Source organism: Geomicrobium sp. JCM 19038, assembly GCF_000698125.1.
Classification (GTDB): Bacteria; Bacillota; Bacilli; order Bacillales; family Marinococcaceae; genus Geomicrobium_A.
In genome coordinates this window covers 139455-160421 of record NZ_BAXA01000004.1, presented here as the reverse complement: position 1 = coordinate 160421, position 20967 = coordinate 139455, and the positions used below count along the sequence as shown (strand labels likewise).

Here is a 20967-nt window from a genome sequence, read left to right as displayed (position 1 = left end):
CTAGATATGATGAAAGGGAGGGTTAACCAGTGATTCGCAATTACATCCAGAAGATCAAACGTCCTATGAACAAATGGATACTGGCATCGAGGACGATTACATCGCAGCCATTTTTCCGTACCTCGTTACAGGGCCAAACAAAATGTATGGACGATTCATTCAAAATCAACTCGTAAGTACAGCCGGATTTACGATTTACCATTCGGTCTATGCCATGCTTGGAAGATTGCGCACCGACCGTCGCTATCGTGGACAAAACTTAGCTACAGAGATCTTAAACAATGTGTTAGAGCGGGCTTGGGAACATTCAGAGATTCAATGGGTTGGTGCCAATACCCAACAATCAAACATACCCGCTCAAAAAGTACTCCGTAAAATTGGCTTAACACCACGGATCTCTTTGCAATCAGCGACAACAACATCGCCAAATCAATTGGCTGATGAACACGTTCAATGGATGGAGATCTCGAGTCTTTCAAAGAAGAAAACCTTACTTTCAGAACAGTATGTCCAACCGGGACGAGTATTCCCATACGAATGTTATTATCCGTTCGAAGCGAAAACTGAATTGTTCCACGATGATGAAGTTGCTACGTGGCGTTTCTTTGAAAATAATCAATGCGATCGCTTTTTTATAACGAAGTACGACCAAAAGAAATATCACTACTTGCAAGTTGTCTATCCATTTCAAGATCTATTCAATCAATCCGGTTTATGGGCGACGATCACTCACGCACATAACGACTCACAGTCCCAATTTGAAGAAGATGTTCACGTTTGGGTGGACATAACAAGCGATCAAATGGCAAAGCTTCCTAATCAACACCCTTTTGATCTACCTTCACCGTGGAACCTTTACGTTGATCAACGATAATTCTCACCTCAATCGATGCCCGGTTTCAAAAGCATGATTGAGGTGATTTGCTTTAGAGAGATGGTTGATCAAATGCTAGAATATGCTCCGCAATTTCCTTTGGCTTCTCTTCTGGTACATAATGTCCACACCCTTTAATCTCATACCCTCGAACGTAATCAACCGTCCTTTTCCATTCATCCACGACTGGTAACCCAGCCAAGTTGCCACGTTCTCCCCAGAGCACTAACGTCTCCTTCGACAACTTGCCAACCCCTTGTTCATATTCTGGAAGATCAGTACGATAGGTTGCTCGGTAATCACTGAGCGCTGCTTGAACCGCTCCTGGTTCTTTAAACGCTCGTAAGTACTCATCAAAAGTTCCGTCTTTTTTTAGGCTTTCGTATAAGCCATCACCACGACTCAATAGAAACGTTAAGTACTCTTCTTCTTTCCCTTCAATTAACGTCTCAGGAAGGTCTGGAACGATTTGAAATACCCAGTGCCAATACTTTCTAGCAGCTTCTTTTGCTGGCAATTGATAGACGTATTCCATAGGCATAATATCGATGAATACGAGCTTTCTTACAAGTTCTGGGCGTAAGTAAGCAAGCTTCCTCGCAATCCTTGCTCCTCGGTCATGACCAACGATTAGTGCGTTACGAATGTCTAGTCTGTCTAGAACAGACGCAACGTCATGTGCCATCACATCATTTTGATACAATGCTTCTCCGATTGGCTTCCCTGACTTACCGTATCCTCTTAAGTCAACTTTAATGACACGATAACGCTCAGCTAGATGAGGACTAACATACCGCCACGTTAACGAACTTTGAGGAAATCCATGTAGCAAAAGACAGACCGGCTTATCAAACGCTCCATCATCCTCATAATGAATCGCTACGCCAGCAACTGAAACCTCCCCCACATTCGTCACCTCTTTAACTCTTGAATAATGGCATTAGTCACTTCTTCAGTTGTACAATTTCCACCTAAATCAGGCGTCACCATTTGTAGACGTGTGACCTGTTCAATCGCTTCAAGCATTTTTGTTGCTGATTCTTCTTCCCCTAAATGATCGAGCATCATTTTTGCAGTCCAAATCTGACCAATCGGATTCGCAATCCCTTTGCCAATAATGTCTGGAGCGGAACCGTGTACGGGTTCAAACATAGATGGGTACTTCCCATTTACATTTAGGTTTGCTGCCGGAGCGACACCGATACTTCCCATAATCCCTGCACCGATATCTGTCAGAATATCCCCAAATAGGTTGGAGGCAACCACAACATCTAACGTCTCAGGCTTCGTAACGAGAAAGGCCGCAAGGGCATCAATATGCTGTGATTCAGTCGTCATCTCAGGGTAATCTTGGCTTACGTCGTTGAAAACCTCATCCCAGAACGGCATGCTATGAATAATGCCATTTGATTTCGTAGCGCTTATCACATGACCACTGCGTTTCTTCGCTTGTTGAAATGCAAAGCGCATTGCACGTTCTGTCCCTTTACGTGTAAATACAGCGTTTTGAATCGCAATTTCTTCTTCACCATTGCCAATTCGGCCACCGCTAGAACTGTATTCTCCTTCACTATTTTCCCGAACAACGACAAAGTCAAATTGATTTGGGTTCGCCAATGGTGAGGCAATGCCTGGCAATACTTTTGCAGGACGCATATTAATGACTTGCTCGAATTCTCGACGAATTTTGATTAATAATCCCCAAAGTGAAACATGATCAGGAACGAGCTGTTCATTTCCGACAGCACCAAGAAAGATCGAATCAAATGAAGCTAATGTTTGAATCCCGTCTTCTGGCATCATCACACCATGTTCTAAGTAATATTCAGAACTCCAAGGAAAGGACGTAAATTCAAATTCAAATCCACCATGAATATCCGCAATCGTATGCAGCACTTGTTCTGCAGCAGGGACTACCTCTTTCCCAATGCCATCACCTGGAATGCTTGCAATGTTCCATTTCTTCATCATTTGTTCCTCCTGCATTCGAATTCTGTCGGCTGTCGACAGGCTTTGTTTTATTATACATTATTTTTGAGAAAGAACGTACAAAGAAAAATTGACATCGTCTAAATAGAAAAAACGTGCGCGACTGTATGCACACGTTTTCTAGACACAAATCTTTGTGTCTTTAAGGGTCTGTATGATCGCGTCGCACTGCTTCATCCCGATCTCTGTTCTCTTTTGTTTTCTTCTGTGTTTCCGTGAAGTTAGTATCTTTCCCCACGTCTGAATTGTCACTAGAAGGATTCGTGTGATCGCTTCTTTCTTTGTCATCTTGATCTCTGTTCTGCATCGTTTCTTCCTGTGCTTCTGTATAACTACGCTGATTGTCGCTTTTCTTATTATCTTCTCTTTTCCGTTTAAAGTCTGATCGCTCTCCGTGCCAAATGAGGTCAAAGATTGCTCTACCATTCGTTGGTTGTCCATCGGGCAAATAGACAGGAATCACATCAAACAAAACGTAATAAAAACAATAAAAAATGAATGTTGTCCAGAAGATATTATCTGGTAACACACCTTCCAAAACTAAAGCATTCGCTATAAAGGCAATGCTACCGGTCATAATAATCGGTGAACAATAGATCAAACCGTGCCAAAAGCGATTTTTAGGCTTGAGTTCATCATACTCCATCCAACTATACATAAAAAAATACCGTCGAACTTCGACAGTAGGAATTGCAAACAATATTGGTCCACTACCTACAATTAGCTTCTTATTCTCGCCTCGAAGCAAGGTTGCCACAAGATAATACCCTGACTCTCGAATTACCGTGACAATTGGCAAGATAAAAAGCGCTGCCATAAATAGTCTAAACCAATCAATTGGACTAAACATATACTCTCCTTTCTGCGTGTTTTGAGTTCATTTATGATCTAAGTCGTTATTTATTAAATGACGGACGTACTACACTACATGCTATAGAACGATGATGCAAATGGGAAAATTTAAACTCACTAGACCGAGAGTTCAGATCTTCGCAAAAGACTTTACAGAAGCAAGTTTGAGATTTTCTAAAAAGGGAAATCCTCCAACAAGTCATTTAAACGATCTAAGGATTGTGATCTTATGACCCTTGAAGTAGAAATGTTCCCTGGTAATTACACACGGTATTCAATAGAATTCGAAGTATTAATAACTTCACAATCAACTAAGGACGTGATGAACTTGAGTACGCCAATGTTCAAAGAATTCAAAGAAGAAAATGATGCACTGGAAGCTGTAAAAAAAATGAAAACAAAGTTCTCTCCTACGTGCATTAATGTAATTAACCCTTTTCCGCAAGACCGCCACACATTATCAGCTACTGACTATGGATTACCAGAAGAAAACATTTGTTATGAAGGTCTTCAACAAAGTTATCAATCAAAACTGCTTTCATGCGGATTTAATGCTACTGAAATTACCCAATTAGAACGAGAAATTTAAGAAGGTACGTTGTTAGTCATTGTTTGCCAATAATCTTTCACCCCCTTCCCTTGTTTCTCCTCATGCAAAAAGGAAGTAGGAACTGTAAGTTGTCCCCTACTTCCTTTTTGCAATTTAAATAAACGTTTAATTTATTCCTCTACCTGAACGTTCCAAAAGATCGGACCCATTAATAATTCATAATCTGTCAGACGATCACTTACTGCTTCGACATTGTCATAATGACCGATGTTCACGACAGGAACATCTTCATAGAACAATTTTTGCAATTCTTCAAACAACGCGAGTGCTTCTTCTTGCGTTTCGGCTTGATCAATTTGATCAAAATATTCTTCATAGCCAGGGTGATCTGTCCAACCAGCCCAACTTGGATTAAAGAATGGGTATTGATGAGGAACAGCATAGACAAAGAATGACGTTACAAACATTTCATACTCATTTGGGTCATCACGCAGACTAAGTAACGTAGCCCAATCAACGACGTTTAGCGTTGCGTTAATTCCCATTTCTTCGAGTTGTTGGTGGGCAACAACCGCTACATTATAATGAAAATCATAATCCCTACTCGTAAGAATTCGAATCTCTTCCCCGTCATACCCTGCTTCTTCAAGCATTGATAAGGCTCGGTCTGGATCATTCACATCGTAATTCTCTTCCCCAGCTCGTGTGTACCAATCCGTTTGATCCGGAATCATTAAGCCAGGCTCTAAGCTGTAGAAATCCTCATAGTTAAATGCCGCTTGCAAAATCGGTTGCTTATCAAGAGCAATGTTTATTGCCTGTCTTGCTAACGGATCTGAAAATAACCCTTGTTCTTTGTTAAATACAAGCACTTCCATTCCGCTCGGTGTTGTCATCAACTCAATGGAATCATCCGCTTCTAACATTTCGTAATTATCAAAAGGAACACCATTAATCGCATCGTACTCACCTGTCTGCATTCCAGATAACCTCGTCTGTGAATCTGGTACGAAATGAACTAGAATTTCATCAGCATACGCATGCTTTTCACCACTCAGCCCATCAGCTGGTGTATCCACGCCAACATAATCTTCAAATCGTGTTAATTGTACATGTTGGTCTTGGTGCCACACACCAAACTCGTACGGACCTGTACCGATGTATTCATCGACTCCAGTCGCAGGTGCATTTGACGCAATCTCTGCTGGCATGATTGCCGCCATTTGGCTGATATCTGCTAACAGATGTAAGGCCGTGTTGTTCATTTCATCTAGCAACACATTTACGGTATAATCGCCATCTGCCTCGTATTGTGCCTCAGGTAAAACGTTAGAAACTTCTTGCCAACGTTGCATCGAGGCCACAACATCTTCTGATGTCATTTCTTCACCATTATGAAATAGGACACCTTCGCGAAGCATAAATGTGATCGTTTTACCATCTTCACTTACTTCATAATCTTCCGCGAGCATTGGGGCTACTTCGTAGTTACTATTTAACGTAACAAGTGATTCGTAAATAGAACGACTAATATCTCTCGTTGCAGCCGCTGTCGTGAAATGAGGATCCAACACTTCAGGTTGAGTACTGTATCCGTAATTGATTGTACCTCCAAAATTTGAACTCTCTTCTCCGTTTCCTTCTTCAATCGCTGCCTCTTCGTCAGAGCTACCTCCGCAACTTGCCAACAACATGACTCCTACCATTGAGCCAATCAGCGGCATCATTCGTTTCTTCATAACGGCTTACTCTCCTCGACATTCATTTTCGGTTGCTTTTGATAATGCTTTGTGACACTTTCATACGCGTGCGCCATTTGCAACAGCTCAAAGTCTTGCCCAATTGGTGCAACGAGTTGCAATCCAAACGGCAATCCATTCTCTGTAAATCCTCCTGGTACTGAAATCGCTGGCGTATTTAAGACTGAGATGAGCGAACATGATTGCATCCAGCTCGTATACGACTTCATCGCTTCACCTGCAATCATCGTCGGATATTCAACGTTGGCATCAAACGGTTCGACTTGCGTTGTTGGTAACATAAGGAAATCATAGTTACTAAAAAAACGAGCCATTTCATGGACGAGCTCTGTTTGCTTACGTAATGCACGACCAACTTCTGGACCTGTAAGATTCATACCCTTTTCAACATTTTTGACATACGTCGTTTTTAATTCTGCTCGGTGCTGTTCAACAAAAGCGCCACCGGCAGCTTCCATTTCAAACGCACGCAGCGTTTCAAAGACTTCTGCCGCCTCCGCTAAATCCGGTGCTACGTCCACAAGCTCACATCCGAGACTTTCCCAAACCGCTAGTTGGTTTTTAAATGCTTTTCTCACAGGCTCATCTAGAGCTAGTAGACCACCTAAGTCTTCGCTATATGCAACCTTCATCTTTTTGAAATCATGTTCAAGCCGTTGTAAAAACATATGACCCTCTTCACGTATTGCAATTGGTACACGCTTGTCATACCCAGAGATCACCGACATCGCTAAGGCAACGTCATTCACTGTTTTTGCAAGTGGTCCTTGTACAGATATCGTTCCGAAACCGTTCGCTTTCGGATACGTAGGAACTCTTCCAGGTGATGGACGCAACCCTACGACGTTATTGAACGCTGCAGGATTCCTGCATGATCCTCCCATATCTGAACCGTCCGCAAGCGGAATCATTCGTGCAGCAAGAGCTGCAGCTGCACCGCCACTGCTACCACCAGCACTCTTTTCTAAGTTGTATGGATTTCTCGTCAGCCCAAATACCGGATTAAATGTATGAGATCCTGCCGCAAATTCAGGTACATTTGTTTTCCCTATTCCGATTGCCCCCGCTCGCCTTAAGCGAGACACGAGTAGTTCATCTTCTTTCGCGACGTTGTCTTGTAGCACAGTGCATCCTTTCGTCGTCTTAAACCCTCTCGCATCATGCGTATCTTTGAACGCCATCGGAATGCCATGAAGCGGACCATCAACGTTTCCTTTTGCAAAACGCTTATCTGCTTTTCTAGCTTCTGATAATGCATACTCAGGTTGAAACGATACGATGGCATTAATGCTCGGGTTGTGCGTCTCAATTTGCTTAATAAACGCACTCACCACTTCATAGGAAGAGACTTCTTTCCCCTTAATCATCGCGACTAGTTCCACTGTTGTAAGATCAACCAATGAACTCACCGAATCCCCCATTTCTCATTTCTCATTTCTCAATTAAAAAGAAAGCGCTTACTTTTTGTTATCATTCGCTGAAGTGCACTATTATCTCTACTTCTATTAAGAAGTGTACCTAACGGCACGTATACACATTTGGCACAGTCTTATTGACTGAATCAGTTACTTCTCGAAATGACGATCGAGCGGATAGATCGGTCGGTTCACATTCACATATTCAAAGTGATCGAGTGAGTAACTGCTAAGTCCTGGAGAATCGACTGTAATGATTTTTTTCGCTAGATCTTGGAAACCCGCACGGAAATGTTGGCTTGATTTTAAGGCAATTATTTTATAATCTAATGGATTAATTCCTGTTAATGAGATAATTTCTGGATCAAAGGTTTGTGTGCGTACAGAAATCACTATAACTTCAACCTGACCGATGACTAACCTAGCCGTCTTGCCGTAATTTGATTTTTTTCCCGCCATCATCGGGTTCGTGTGTACGAACACCCCATTTGTAAGTGCCACGACCTTTGCTGTGACTCGTAACGGTTCACCGTGAAGGTGATCCGTTTTTCCACCTAGTTCTACGTCAAGTGTTGCACCAGCTCCCTTTTCATGGGCCAGCGTTGCCACATCAGGGTCGTATATGCATGCAAAAACGGTGTCAGGTAAGTCTAGTCTCAGCAATTCTTTTAATAGATTCGTTCCATCTCCAGGGGTTCCTGCACCCGGATTGTCACTCGTTTCATTAATCACGACAGGCTTTCCTTCTACGTTTAAAGCCATGTCAATCCCTTCAGCAGATGATGGCAATTCGACGATAAAGTCGGATTTGGCATCCCAAAGTTCTTTAGCTACTCGCTTTGAGGTCGCTTCTGCTAATTCACGGTGATTGTTCGTTGTCGTTAAGATGGCACAACCAATATGTGCAACATCTGTATGTGGGAACGAATGATAGAACGTACAATCAAGTACATCTCCAAGCTTTTCTTCCTCGAGTGTTTGAGCTTCATCTCAAAAGCCTGACCACTTATTGTATGTGTAGTCGGAATCATCATCGGAAGCTTCGTCATGTGCATAACTGGTATAACCTTGTTAACAACTATTTCTTTGATGAACTTAACAGCATCCAATCCTCGTTCATAACTATCCACATGTGGATATTCTTTTACACCGAGTAAAGCACTCGCATGCTCGACCATTCTTTCTGTTAAATTCGTATGTAAATCGAGGGTGACAACAATTGGAACGTTCGGGTTAAGTGCACGTCTTAGCTCTTCTAATAACTCTCCTTCAAGATCATCAATCCCTTCAACAACACCTGCACCGTGAAGTGCTAGACAAACTGCGTCCAGCTCTTTGATTTCAAGAATACGATTGATTAACTCTCGTTTCATCGTTTTGAATGTCTCCAAAGGGATAACTCCTGAAGGATTTGCTCGAGCAGAAAACGTTGGAATGACGGTATATCCTTCGTGATTCGCTTGATCAATCATGCCACCAATGTAATCTCGCACTCCATCGTAATGCTCAAAAATCTCATCTCCATATAACCATTCATATAATTTAAAAAAATTCTCATCAGAACTTACATTTGAGAACGTATTCGTTTCATGTTGAATGCCACCGACTGCAATGTTCAAAACGCTCACCTCTCTTTAAATCTATACAAAACGATTGATTTTGAAAAAAACCAATCGCCTTGTACGTGTCTATGCATTTACTACTTTCTTCTCTTCCGTTGTGATTCCTTCATCATGCAAGTGACATCTGACCGTATGATTACCTGCTAGATTTAATGATTGTGGAACCGTTGTTTTGCATACGTCCATTGCAAACGGACAACGCGTATGGAACACACACCCAGAAGGAGGATTTAACGGTGACGGAATGTCTCCTTGTAAAATCACGCGTTCACGTTGTACGTTGGGGTCAGGTAACGGCACTGAACTAAGTAGAGCCTTCGTATACGGGTGCTTCGGATTCTCGATGACATCATCTGTATACCCTTCTTCAACGAGATTTCCTAAATACATAACCCCAATTCGATCAGAGATGTGTCTTACGACGCTAATATCATGCGAGATAAATAAGTACGTCAATCCCAGATCTCGTTGTAAACTTTGCAAAAGGTTAATGACTTGAGATTGGATGGATACGTCCAAAGCAGATACTGGCTCATCACAAATAATCACTTTCGGATCGACAACTAACGCCCTTGCAAGACCGATCCGTTGGCGCTGCCCGCCTGAAAACTCATGTGGATATCGATAGTAATGATCGACTTGCAAACCAACCTTGCTCATCACTTCCATAACAATGTCTGTACGCTCACTCTTATTACCGATGTTATGAATGTTTAGTGGTTCTTCTAAAATGTTGCCAATTCGTTTTCTTGGATTCAAAGAAGAATAGGGATCTTGAAACACCATTTGCATATCTTTACGAACCTTGTTCATCTCTTTATTTGAAAGCTTGAAAAGGTCTTTTCCGTTATAGATGGCTTCACCTTCTGTAGCGTCGTGCAGGCGCAATAACGTTCGACCCGTTGTACTTTTGCCACACCCTGATTCTCCTACAAGTGCATAGGTTTCCCCTTTTCTTAAGTCAAAGGAAACACCATCCACTGCTTTGACATAAGTGTTACCGCTTTTAAGTTTGTTCAAGCCTTTTTTTGCCTGATAATACTTCTTCATGTTTCGTACTTGAATCAAGCAGTCTCCTCATGTTGAGCTTGCATGGACGTGACCTCCTTCTTCCCTAGCAATGATCTCTTCATAATGCCAACAACGCACTTTTTTCGTATCGCTATGCGTCTTAAGTGGTGGCATTTCCTCTAGACACTTCTCATCTGCGAATTCACATCTCGTAGAGAAACGGCATCCTTTAGGCTTATTTGTAAGGCTTGGGACGTTGCCTTTAATGACACTTAATTCTGACTTACGTTCTCCAGTCATTTGCGGAATCGATTTAATCAATCCCCGTGTATATGGATGTAGTGGCTTTTCGAAAAGTGTCTTTACATCGGCCTCTTCAACAATTTGACCGAGATACATAACCATGACACGATCACAAAGCTCAGCAACAACGCCCAAGTCGTGAGTAATAAAAATAATGCCCATCTGTAGCTTATTATTCAAATCCCGCATGAGGTTTAAGATCTGCGCTTGAATGGTTACATCAAGTGCAGTTGTTGGCTCATCTGCGATTAATAACCTCGGCTCACACGCGAGCGTAACCGCGATCATCGCTCGTTGGCGCATCCCACCTGAAAGTTGATGAGGGTATTCATGAACTCGCTTTTCTGGTGATGGGATTCCTGTTAATGCAAGCAATTCAACAGCACGTTCGTACGCTTCTTTTTTTGACTTTTTATGGTGAAGCATTAACGGTTCGGCAATCTGCTTCCCTATTGTAAATACAGGATTTAATGAACTAAGTGGATCTTGGAAAATCATCGAGATTGCGTCGCCACGAATTTTTTGCATTTTTTTTATTGGGTAGTTGAGGAGATTGTCACCGTTGAATTCGATTTTCCCTTCATACTCAACCATATATTCATCATATAGACGCATAATCGATTGGGACGTCACACTCTTTCCACAACCTGACTCTCCTACTAAACCGACAATCTCTCCTTCGTGAATCGTAAAACTCACATCATCAACTGCCGTAACCGTACCTTTTTCAGTAAAAAAATGTGTTCTTAACTGCTCTACATTAAGCAACTCAGTCGTCATCAGATTTCCCCCTATCTTTATCCACGTGCTTTTTGAGAATTAAAACGAAAGAGGTTAACACGTTTCTTCTTCGATCTCGGCTTTGTATGTGGATCAATCATATCGCGAAGCCCGTCGCCCACAAAGTTCAAGCCGATTACGGCAAGGATAATCATAATCCCAGGGAATACAGTCATCCACCACGCATTAAAAATAACGAGTTTTCCGTCGTATAATATGTTCCCCCAACTCGGGTCAGGTGTCGGCACCCCAGCACCGAGGAAACTTAATGCAGCTTCTGTGATAATACTATCCGCAAAAATAAACGTCGCTTGAACAACGAGAGGTGAGATCGTATTCGGCGCAATATGTAAGAATATAATTCTAAGAGGACTCGCACCTTGTGCCCTCATTGCCTCCACATACGTCTCCTCTCGAATCGATAACGCTTTCGATCGTACAACCCTAGCAATATGAGGGGTAAAGACAATACTCAAAGCGATAATTACGTTTTGCGTCTGTGGTCCAAGTGCTGCCATTAGCGCAATCGCAAAGAGAATTCCAGGGATTGCCATTAACCCATCGCATATTCTCATAAGAATATGATCGAGTGTTTTGTAGTAACTTGCGAGTAAACCGATGACTAATCCGACAACAGAAGTAATGACTGCTACAGCAAGACCTACACCTAATGAAATTTGTGCACCGTAGACGACTCGAGAGAATAAATCCCGTCCAAAGTTATCTGTACCAAGTAAGTGTTCTGCACTTGGCGGACTTAACCGGTTTTCGACGACCATTTGATACGGTGTATAGTTTAAAAAGAACGGACCAATGAGCGCTACACCGACGACAAATAACATGATGAAACTACCTGTTAATAACAGTTTATTTGACAGAAAACGCTTGAATAACAATGAGCGCTGTTCTTTCTTTAATTCTTTTCGAATGTTCGATAAACTCGTCGTTGACATGTGACCCCACCCCTTTCCTTATTTACTATCAAGTCGTACTCTCGGATCAATGAATCCATAGAGTAAATCAATGATTAAGTTAATCGTTACATAAATGAGTGTCACGAATAAAACGATGCCTTGAATAATTGTATAATCACGTCGCTCAATTGAGTTGATAATAAGCTGTCCAATTCCCGGAATATTGAAAATTGTTTCTGTAACAACTGCCCCAGTTACGAGTGCTCCAAACGTTGCTCCAATGACCGTAAGAATCGGTAGAAAAGCATTTTTAAGTGCATGACTATAAATAACTGTCCGCTCTTTCATCCCTTTAGAACGAGCCATCTTAATGTAATCTGTATTAAGTACTTCTAACATCGATGCACGCGTCATTCGTGCAATTAACGCTGCCTGAATCGCACCTAATGAAATGGCAGGTAGAATTAAATACTGCAAATGATTCCATAGACCATTGGATAACGGTTGATATCCTGCTACTGGTAACCACCCGAGTTGCACTCCGAAAATTAAAGCAAGAAACAGGGCAAGTAGAAAGCTCGGAATCGCCATACCCATTAATGATACGACCATAACGGATTGGTCCGTTGCAGTTCCCCTTTTAATTGCTGCAACAATACCAATAGGAATAGAGATCGACAGTGCAATAATTTCTGCAACAATGGCAAGGGATAACGTCGGTCCTATGTGAGAAAATATCGCATCAAGTACCGATTGATTCATAAAATAGGAATCACCAAAATCCCCTTGTACAACTCCCCCAAGCCAATTCAAGTATTGAACCGGTATTGGATCGTTTAATCCTAATTCTTCACGTAATTCATTGACTTGCTCTGGTGACGCTTCTTCCCCTAGCATGTAGGAAGCTGGGTCCCCAGGGGTTAAATGTACAATCCCAAAAATAACAACGGAAACGACAAATAACACTGGTAACAATGAAAGTATTCGTTTGAGAATATAGATTCCCATCACGCTTTGCCCCCTCTTTGTATAGTTGTCCTCTATCTTTGTCTAACACGATAAAGTATAAATAGTCAGATAAATTAAGGTTTACCTGACTGTCATGCGTGCATATCTAAGTTTTTTCCTATATATAATCCGAAAGCACCTCTGCTCATCACATCATTCTCTTAAATACGTTCATTATGTATGAGTTGATGCGTCTAGACTTTCTTCGTATGCTTATTATCCGAAGCAAATGCTTTATGTTTTTATGATTATGAAGTATTTCCTGCTATAAATCAATATAGTATTTAAAATTTTTAAAAAGTTCTTGTAAGATTTCCTCACGATCAAAAATTTCTGCAGCGATTTCTTACATTCCTGCATTGCTTACGATCTTTTTCTCCATATTCACTAGAATGATCTAACCAATTATAGCAAGCTTGAAACGATGAACTACCTCAAAATACACACTAAAAAAAGTCTCCTCATTACGAAGAGACTTACGTGTTTACTGATTTTCTTTGTCTTCCATCTTTTTTGCACGATCTCGTCGAACCATATTCACGAAAACGGTTACTGCAATCCAAATGATAAGAAACAGTAAAATCATTCCGTACCAAGGCAATTCATAGCCAAGTGTATTCAAAATCGTTATTAAGACGAAAGCAATGATAAAATAAATAAACATGCTCGTCCAATCAAATTGTGTTCGTTTCATACCTTCTAATCCCCTTGAATCATCCTTATTATTAGCATATCGGAAATCGTTCCTCACTGCAACGCTCATGCAATTCAACTACTTGAAAGGAGTCACATTTATGTTCGACTACACTGTTCGAGCTGCTACTGTACACGATGCGTTGCAACTCTCTAACTTACGTCAACTCGTCGACAAAGAAACGGATCATTTAGACCGTGAAGAAGGTGAACAGGTCTTAAGCGAAGCACAGTTTCGAGAGATTCTAATTAAAGATCACGAGGAAGAGAACCGGTATTGTGTTGTCGCTGAACACAATCAACAGCTCGTCGGATTTGCTAGATTACAAGGAAGCAACTTAAAACGGTTTCAACATCACGTTGAATTTGGGGCTGCCATTCAAAAGAGTCATTGGGGCAAACGACTTGGCACGAGATTATTACAAGACTGTCTGTCCTATGCAGATGATCATCAACTCGCAAAAGTAACTTTGCGAGTTCAAGAATCAAATTATAAGGCCCTTCAACTCTACAAAAACTACGACTTCGTTATTGAGGGAACCTTAAATGATGATAAAAGAATGCCTGACGGAACTTTGCAACATACTGTTCTCATGGCTCGCTTTCTTACTTAAACCTCATCTTCGATGTTTACAACAATAACTTCCGGCTCCCCATGAAGAGCTACCTTTAATCCAATTAATGGTCCTCCAAACACTGCCCCACCATCAATACCAATCTTCGTTCCACATTCAGAAAACCAAGCCTCATCGCGCTCGTCTTCATGCAAACGTTGGACAGGGGTATGACCAAAGATAATCGTTTTACCAGAACGATTGCAGCCATCATGGAATAGTTCACGAACCCAGAGATAATCTTCTTTCGTCTGATCTGCCAACTCTTTATTGACGTCAATGCCAGCATGTACAAAGAAATAGTCACCCCATTCATGGAAATGGGGTAGCTGTTTCATAAATCGCAACTCTTCATCAAATTCATCTTCTATAATCGCTCTAAACGCTGTGTAAGAACCTTCATCAAATGTTTCACTTTGCTCCATCATTGAATCTAACGTTTGCACACCACCATTACGTAGGAAACGTTCGACTTGCTCCGAATTCATCCAATCTAAGAACATATCTTCATGATTTCCCTTTAGTGCAATCACGTCATCGTATTGATTTTGAAGCTCCATGACACATTGAACAACTTGTAACGACTTCGGACCACGATCAATGTAATCCCCTAAAAAAACGAGCATCTCTTCGTCACGATTCCAATGCTCGAGCAATTGTTGCAATTCATCATAGCATCCGTGCAAATCTCCGATTACAAATGCTTTTTGCTTCTGCATAATATCAGCTCTTTTTCCCTTACTATAGCATAAGGTTTCTCTCCCTTGCACCGACCTACAATTCTTCTGTTTTAATGACTTAGTTACGTTACGCAAGATCAAGCTAAAAATTCTTGCTTAATTCGTATTGTGCGATACAAAAATACACTTAATCAAAGCGTATGCTCATCTGGTTTGAAACGCACGATAGAGGGAATACACAATTTGCACCCGTAACAAAGTCAATTGTCTTAAGAAAGCAATGAACAAACGAATGATTGCATTCGGCTGATACACTATATGTGACAGACGTTAACGATAAGGACGTGAAATTTATGCAGCTAGGAATTCTCGATCAAATGCCGACTCCAAAGAATATGACTGCTGAGCAGACTGTACAACACACCCTCTCACTCGTGGAGTTAGCAGAAGGTTGGGGTTATTCTAGCTACTGGTTCGCTGAGCATCATGGAACAAAGGGCATGGCCTCAAGCTCTCCCGAAATTATGATGGCTGCCGCCGCAAGTCGGACAAAGCAGATTCAAGTAGGTAGTGGCGGAATTCTTTTACCGCAATATAGTCCATACAAAGTCGCTTCCCAACTCCTCCAATTAGAAGCGTTGTTCCCTGGAAGAATTGAGGCCGGTGTTGGTCGCTCACCTGGAGGAAATGAAACGATCCGTTCACTTTTAGCGAATGGAAAAGAAAATGAAATGGGGATTTTTCAACAAAAGGTACAGCAATTACAAAACTATGTACAAGGGAATACAAAAATCAGGGCGACTCCACGAACGCAAGAACCACCCCGATTATATGTACTTGGATTAGGACCGAATAGCGCAGGGCTTGCCAATGAGGAACAAGTTGGATATGTGTTTGGACACTTTATCCAACCTGAACACGGTGTAGAAACTCATCAAACATTACGCGAGCTTCATCATACACACGATATAAAAACTGCCGTCTTTGTAATCTGTGGAAAAGATAATGAACATGCTGAAAAACTGGCATTAAGCCAGGATCTTTGGCTTTTAAACGTAGAAAAAGGATTAGACAGTCGGATCCCTTCATACGAAGAAGCTAGTAGACAAACATTCTCATTGAGTGATCAAAAGAAGATCAAACAGAATCGAAAACGGATGATTATCGGGGGACCAGAACGAGTAAAAGAGGCAATGAAACGCCTAGTTGATGACTATCAATCAGAATCCTTTCTTCTAGTCGCATCGATCTATGATCCAGTAGAAAGAGAACGATCATTTAAGCGAATTATTGAGCTTTTTTAAATGAAGTGACCTTCATGCGTTTGCTCTGGATCGCTCGTTGTTGATGACTCGTTTTCCATCCTTGATTAAACGCAGTCGTTTTTCGCTCACTATAAAAACCAATGTCCTCTCGTAGAATCGACTCTTTGCTACTAAAAGACATTGCCCTTCTAAAGTATACGTCTGCTTGATAACTATTGTTCAGTTTTAAATAGCTTTGTCCTAAATGATTATAGAAGTTTACTTTCTTCTCTTCACCAATGCCGTGCATGTACTCTTCTGCACGGTGATAAGAATCAATCGCTGAATGATACTTTCCTTGTTCATGATTCAGCTTTCCAATCAATGAATGGTGCAGAAACGATACAGCTCTTTTTGTTTCCTCAATCATGGGGTTTAACTCTTGCTTCACTTTTGGTGCCGTTTGATCTAAAACGCGATGATACGTAATATTGTAATAGAATAAAACAAGTTCATAATACATCTTGATTGTCGACTGCATCTCATGAGGCAGACGCCTTTCAACGTCTAGCTTCATTTGGTGGACCTCTCGTAACTCTCTACCTTGAATCATACTCTCGTACCAATTACCGATAGATTGTACGATGGTCTGCTCCTTGTGATTCACCTGTGATTCCTCCTTAAGCGCGTATCTCTCTTTTTAGAATTGTAGGTTAAACAATTAGAATCAATGTCTAAATTGTTTAAAATCAATTATCTCCTATTCAATGTAATATAAAATCTAGCAAATCTCTATATCCTAAACGGATTTAAGATATTTGAAGTGCGATTTCGACATGAGTCGAGACAATATTGGTATTACTTCCTTTTTTTGCTTACAATAATAATAGCCAATTTCTTAAAGAAAGGGCTTGATGCAATGTCTTTCATTACAGGCACCTTTTCAATTGTTCTACTCATTAATATACTTCTCGCTTTTATTATCGTTTTTATTGAACGACGAGATATAGGTGCTACGTGGGCATGGATTCTCATTTTGTTTTTCATACCCATTGGTGGATTTATTTTGTATCTCATATTCGGAAGACATTTAAAACAAAAGAACTTCTACAATCTCTCCAAAGAAGAACGTGAATACTTAAAGATCGCTGTAGAAGCTCAAGTCTATCATTTGCAACATCACTTATCTGTGTTCCAAGATCAAAAGCTTCAAGATAAATATGAACAATTAATGCTCATTAATTTGCAATCGTCTACCTCCATCATAACGACAGATAACGAGGTCGAATTATTCACTGAAGGAAAGACGAAATTCGATGAACTGTTTCGTGATATTCGCCAAGCAAAAGAAGAGATCAACATTCAGTATTACATCATTCAAAGAGATGAACTCGGAAGAAAATTACGTGATGAATTGACGGCAAAAGCTAAAGAAGGGGTAAAAGTCAGGCTGCTTTATGATGATATCGGCTCTAGGCGATTAAATCGCTCATTCTTCAAGGAACTTATTGAGCACAATGGTGAAGTTGCCGCATTTTTCCCTTCAATCTTTAAAGTCGTTAACCTTCGTATTAACAATCGAAATCACCGTAAGCTCTGTATTATCGACGGCGACATCGGTTACATTGGAGGGTTTAACGTCGGCCGAGAGTATTTAGGGAAGAAAAAGAAGTTCGGCTATTGGCGGGATACCCACTTTCGCATTAAAGGTGGTGCTGTAGATCATATTCATGGCCGGTTCATCCTTGATTGGAAGCAAGCAACCAAACAAGATTCAATCAACCTCTCTGAATATGCTGGTCGAAAAGAACGTCATAGTGGCTCTAGCCCTGTTCAAATCGTTGATAGTGGACCGAACTCAGAAACTGAACACCTTAAGAATATGTACATCAAGCTCATTATGACAGCGAAGAAAAGCATTAAGATTCAAACGCCTTATTTTATTCCCGATACGAGTTTTATGGACGCGATCAAGATTGCACTGTTAAGTAACATTGATGTACACATTATGATTCCTAACAAGCCCGATCATCCATTTGTCTATTGGGCGACACTTTCACATGTAGGTGAACTTTTGAAGTACGGGGCAAACGTCTGGATTTATGAGAAAGGATTTATGCATGCGAAAACGATTGTCATTGACGAAGAAGTCTGTTCAGTCGGCACAACGAACATTGACTCCAGGAGTTTTCGTTTGAATTTCGAAGTGAATGCAACTGTGTACGATGAAGCCGTCGCACAAAAATTGCACAACCTTTTTCTAGACGACATGAAAGACAGCACTTTACTTACTCCACAGATTTATAAAGAACGCTCACTATGGATTAAAATCAAAGAAGCTGTGTCTCGCTTATTGTCACCGATTCTATAAACAGTCGAAAAAGACCCTCCAAAAACGAGGGTCTTTTTCATTTCCCGGGAAATGATGACAATTTCCCTTAAGTTTCGCTGACAGTATTTAACGTTTTTTTCGCTATTGCTTGTTTAGAAAGGCTGATTACAACCGAACAGACAAATATGTTCACAATCGTCAACAAACCTTGATGAACACCTAAGATAAGAAATGATATAAATGCAACAAACGTATCGAAACAAAAGATAACAATTCCAGGATCTATCCGATATCGTTTTTGTAAATATACAGCAAGAATCGTTGCTCCACCCATCGATGATTGGCTTAAGAAAATTAGCACTGCACCAATTCCAACTAGTAACCCTCCAATTACAGAACCGATTGCCGTTGGAATCTCCATATGAAACCATTGCCCACTAAAAATAGTCATAATTGAAACAATAATAACAGTGTAGAGGGAGTTCAATGAGTAGCCCTTGCCAAGTTTTATGAGGGACAAAATGAAAAAAGGTATGTTAACGAAAATAAACAATAAGTAAAAGGGCAATTCAATAATTCCCATTAGCGTAAGTGACATACCTGCCGCTCCAGATGTCGCTAGCCCTGCTAGACCAGTCACTTCAATACCAGCTGTCAATACGAAACAACCGAATAGATTTAATAATAGCCGTCTCACCTGCTCCACCTTCTTCGTATCAATCTTATCTTTATCCTACCACTTCATTCAATTAGCCAAGTATAACATTGCGCATAAATATCACCCGATCGATTTACGACCTTCACATGCTGTTGTCCGTTTACTTGATATTCCAAGCTCATTGTAGATACTATTCTTGTTATATAATCTTTCAAAATAGTTATAACGTTTCGTTTTAAATTCGTGTATAATGCTCTTTATATCTATTATTGTTTCGGAGGGATACACAAATGTCCACCCTGATTGGATCATTACAGGAAGTTTTACAAGAATCTCAACTCTCTACAAGTGAAAGTGTACGAGGGCTACATAGCCAAGATGAGTCGTATCATGCACCCATTTTGCCTGAAGTCGTCGTGTTTCCTCATAGCACAGAAGATGTACAATCCATCTTAAACATCGCAAAACAAGAAAATCGCCCCGTCTATCCATATGGAATGGGGACGAGCTTAGAAGGTCATATTATTCCAACAACCGATGGTATTTCAATTGACTTTTCAGAAATGAATAACATTATTGAAATTCTAGCGGATGACATGCTCGTGAAAGTTCAACCTGGTGTGACGAGAGACCAATTAAATAAAGAATTAAAGAAGCATGGTCTTTTTTTCTCTGTCGATCCTGGTGCAAATGCGACCGTCGGAGGAATGGCTGCCACCAATGCGAGTGGAACGAGCTCCGTTCGTTATGGCATTATGCGGGATCAAGTTCGCAATTTAGAGGTTGTCCTTGCAAATGGTTCTGTCATTCAGACAGGTAGCTTAGCTGCTAAATCGTCGTCTGGCTATAACCTCAATGGATTGTTTGTCGGTTCAGAGGGGACTCTCGCTTGCTTTACTGAGCTCACATTGAAAGTGTACGGAATTCCAGAACAAATTGTTGCTGGTCGTGCAACTTTCCCGTCCGTTGATCACGCCGTCCAAGCAGTTGTACAAATTCTTCAAGCGGGTATTCCAGTAGCACGATGCGAACTCGTTGACGAGCCCTCTATTCAAAAGGCCAATGAGTTTAGCGACACAAATTACTCCATTCAACCAACATTGTTTTTAGAATTTCACGGAAATGAAGCTGGATTAAAGCAAGACGTTGAATTTACAAAAGAGATTGTTAAAGAGTTCGGCTGTAAAGAAATTGAATTTGAAAAAGACACGGCTGCTCGGAACAAATTATGGGAAGCAAGACATAACCTTGCTTATGCACACGTTCACAGCTCACCAGGAAAAAAAATGATGGTAACAGATGTGTGTGTGCCAATTTCTAAGTTGGCCGCTGCAATTACCCACGCTCGTTCAGTCGTCGATCAATCGAGGTTTGAAGGTGGCATTGCCGGTCATGTTGGCGATGGAAACTATCATATCTTAGTAATGTTTGATCGTGACGATCCGGAAGAAGTTGAAGCTGCCTCCAAACTTAATGAAGAAGTTGTTGAATTTGCCCTTTCTGTTGGGGGAACTTGTACCGGTGAACATGGGGTTGGGCTCGGTAAAAAGAAATACCAACAGAAAGAACACGGAGAAGCACTTCAACTTATGAAGGTTCTAAAGCAAACATTTGATCCAGATAATCGTATGAATCCTAATAAACTTATCAACTAATGGGGGAATAACG

The 20967-nt window shown here is 41.0% G+C and carries 21 protein-coding genes and 1 pseudogene; 6 read left to right on the top strand and 16 right to left on the bottom strand.

What is annotated here, in order from left to right; translation table 11 throughout:
- Window positions 1–73: 73 nt before the first annotated feature.
- Window positions 74–874, top strand: coding sequence for a GNAT family N-acetyltransferase (locus JCM19038_RS07070; RefSeq protein WP_042416098.1), 801 nt, complete (start codon window positions 74–76; stop codon window positions 872–874).
- 52 nt (window positions 875–926) lie between these two features.
- Here the strand turns inward: JCM19038_RS07070 and JCM19038_RS07065 are convergent, their stop codons facing one another.
- The 3 genes from JCM19038_RS07065 to JCM19038_RS07055 form a co-directional block, all read right to left on the bottom strand.
- Window positions 927–1781, bottom strand: coding sequence for an alpha/beta fold hydrolase (locus tag JCM19038_RS07065; protein ID WP_238554312.1), 855 nt, complete (start codon window positions 1779–1781; stop codon window positions 927–929).
- Between the two features lie 5 nt (window positions 1782–1786).
- The gene (locus JCM19038_RS07060; RefSeq protein WP_042416093.1) at window positions 1787–2842 is read right to left on the bottom strand and encodes a tartrate dehydrogenase; all 1056 of its coding nucleotides are present in this window, start codon (window positions 2840–2842) and stop codon (window positions 1787–1789) included.
- 163 nt (window positions 2843–3005) lie between these two features.
- A complete protein-coding gene (locus JCM19038_RS07055; protein WP_193745066.1) occupies window positions 3006–3713 on the bottom strand; it encodes a hypothetical protein in 708 nt (235 codons plus the stop codon).
- Between the two features lie 330 nt (window positions 3714–4043).
- Here JCM19038_RS07055 and JCM19038_RS07050 point away from each other — a divergent pair, with 330 nt between their 5' ends.
- Window positions 4044–4304 (top strand): hypothetical protein, encoded by a 261-nt coding sequence (locus tag JCM19038_RS07050; protein WP_152549357.1) that lies wholly within the window; start codon window positions 4044–4046, stop codon window positions 4302–4304.
- Window positions 4305–4435: 131 nt separating this feature from the next.
- Here JCM19038_RS07050 and JCM19038_RS07045 read toward each other — a convergent pair whose 3' ends face one another.
- From JCM19038_RS07045 to JCM19038_RS07010, 10 genes and pseudogenes are all read right to left on the bottom strand, one after another.
- Window positions 4436–6004 carry an ABC transporter substrate-binding protein gene (locus JCM19038_RS07045; RefSeq protein ID WP_042416087.1) on the bottom strand — a complete coding sequence of 523 codons (1569 nt, stop codon included), beginning with the start codon at window positions 6002–6004 and terminating at the stop codon, window positions 4436–4438.
- Window positions 6001–7434, bottom strand: coding sequence for an amidase (locus JCM19038_RS07040; RefSeq protein ID WP_238554310.1), 1434 nt, complete (start codon window positions 7432–7434; stop codon window positions 6001–6003). Before JCM19038_RS07040 ends, JCM19038_RS07045 begins: the two co-directional genes overlap by 4 nt.
- Window positions 7435–7590: 156 nt before the next feature.
- Complete coding sequence (locus tag JCM19038_RS23410) at window positions 7591–8202, bottom strand: MlrC C-terminal domain-containing protein (protein ID WP_238554327.1); 612 nt, start codon at window positions 8200–8202, stop codon at window positions 7591–7593.
- A gap of 54 nt (window positions 8203–8256) precedes the next feature.
- Window positions 8257–8352 (bottom strand): annotated as a pseudogene (locus tag JCM19038_RS24305) (hypothetical protein); the annotation flags it as partial.
- Complete coding sequence (locus JCM19038_RS23405; protein WP_255343357.1) at window positions 8322–9068, bottom strand: M81 family metallopeptidase; 747 nt, start codon at window positions 9066–9068, stop codon at window positions 8322–8324. The gene JCM19038_RS23405 and the pseudogene JCM19038_RS24305, both read right to left, overlap by 31 nt.
- Before the next feature lie 60 nt (window positions 9069–9128).
- The gene (locus JCM19038_RS07030) at window positions 9129–10130 is read right to left on the bottom strand and encodes an ABC transporter ATP-binding protein (protein WP_255343356.1); all 1002 of its coding nucleotides are present in this window, start codon (window positions 10128–10130) and stop codon (window positions 9129–9131) included.
- A gap of 9 nt (window positions 10131–10139) precedes the next feature.
- Window positions 10140–11156: an ABC transporter ATP-binding protein gene (locus tag JCM19038_RS07025; RefSeq protein ID WP_042416081.1), complete on the bottom strand. Its 1017-nt coding sequence runs from the start codon at window positions 11154–11156 to the stop codon at window positions 10140–10142.
- 17 nt (window positions 11157–11173) lie between these two features.
- A complete protein-coding gene (locus tag JCM19038_RS07020) occupies window positions 11174–12109 on the bottom strand; it encodes an ABC transporter permease (protein ID WP_042416078.1) in 936 nt (311 codons plus the stop codon).
- An 18-nt stretch (window positions 12110–12127) separates the two neighbouring features.
- Complete coding sequence (locus JCM19038_RS07015; protein ID WP_042358782.1) at window positions 12128–13078, bottom strand: ABC transporter permease; 951 nt, start codon at window positions 13076–13078, stop codon at window positions 12128–12130.
- Window positions 13079–13562: 484 nt separating this feature from the next.
- The gene (locus JCM19038_RS07010) at window positions 13563–13772 is read right to left on the bottom strand and encodes a hypothetical protein (protein WP_042416076.1); all 210 of its coding nucleotides are present in this window, start codon (window positions 13770–13772) and stop codon (window positions 13563–13565) included.
- A 100-nt stretch (window positions 13773–13872) separates the two neighbouring features.
- Here JCM19038_RS07010 and JCM19038_RS07005 point away from each other — a divergent pair, with 100 nt between their 5' ends.
- Window positions 13873–14385: a GNAT family N-acetyltransferase gene (locus JCM19038_RS07005; RefSeq protein WP_193745065.1), complete on the top strand. Its 513-nt coding sequence runs from the start codon at window positions 13873–13875 to the stop codon at window positions 14383–14385.
- Here the strand turns inward: JCM19038_RS07005 and JCM19038_RS07000 are convergent.
- Window positions 14382–15104 carry a metallophosphoesterase family protein gene (locus JCM19038_RS07000; RefSeq protein WP_042416068.1) on the bottom strand — a complete coding sequence of 241 codons (723 nt, stop codon included), beginning with the start codon at window positions 15102–15104 and terminating at the stop codon, window positions 14382–14384. The two genes, JCM19038_RS07005 and JCM19038_RS07000, sit on opposite strands and share 4 nt — an antisense overlap.
- A 314-nt stretch (window positions 15105–15418) precedes the next feature.
- On the opposite strand from JCM19038_RS07000, the gene JCM19038_RS06995 reads away from it, so the two are divergent.
- Window positions 15419–16369, top strand: coding sequence for an MsnO8 family LLM class oxidoreductase (locus tag JCM19038_RS06995; RefSeq protein WP_042416065.1), 951 nt, complete (start codon window positions 15419–15421; stop codon window positions 16367–16369).
- Here the strand turns inward: JCM19038_RS06995 and JCM19038_RS06990 are convergent.
- Window positions 16353–16976, bottom strand: a complete 624-nt coding sequence (locus tag JCM19038_RS06990) for a hypothetical protein (protein ID WP_042416063.1) — start codon at window positions 16974–16976, stop codon at window positions 16353–16355. The two genes, JCM19038_RS06995 and JCM19038_RS06990, sit on opposite strands and share 17 nt — an antisense overlap.
- Before the next feature lie 252 nt (window positions 16977–17228).
- Here JCM19038_RS06990 and cls point away from each other — a divergent pair, with 252 nt between their 5' ends.
- Complete coding sequence (gene cls, locus JCM19038_RS06985; protein WP_042416059.1) at window positions 17229–18680, top strand: cardiolipin synthase; 1452 nt, start codon at window positions 17229–17231, stop codon at window positions 18678–18680.
- 67 nt (window positions 18681–18747) lie between these two features.
- Here cls and JCM19038_RS06980 read toward each other — a convergent pair whose 3' ends face one another.
- Complete coding sequence (locus JCM19038_RS06980) at window positions 18748–19338, bottom strand: YitT family protein (RefSeq protein WP_042416057.1); 591 nt, start codon at window positions 19336–19338, stop codon at window positions 18748–18750.
- A gap of 251 nt (window positions 19339–19589) precedes the next feature.
- On the opposite strand from JCM19038_RS06980, the gene JCM19038_RS06975 reads away from it, so the two are divergent.
- Window positions 19590–20954, top strand: coding sequence for an FAD-binding oxidoreductase (locus JCM19038_RS06975; RefSeq protein ID WP_042416054.1), 1365 nt, complete (start codon window positions 19590–19592; stop codon window positions 20952–20954).
- Window positions 20955–20967 lie beyond the last annotated feature (13 nt).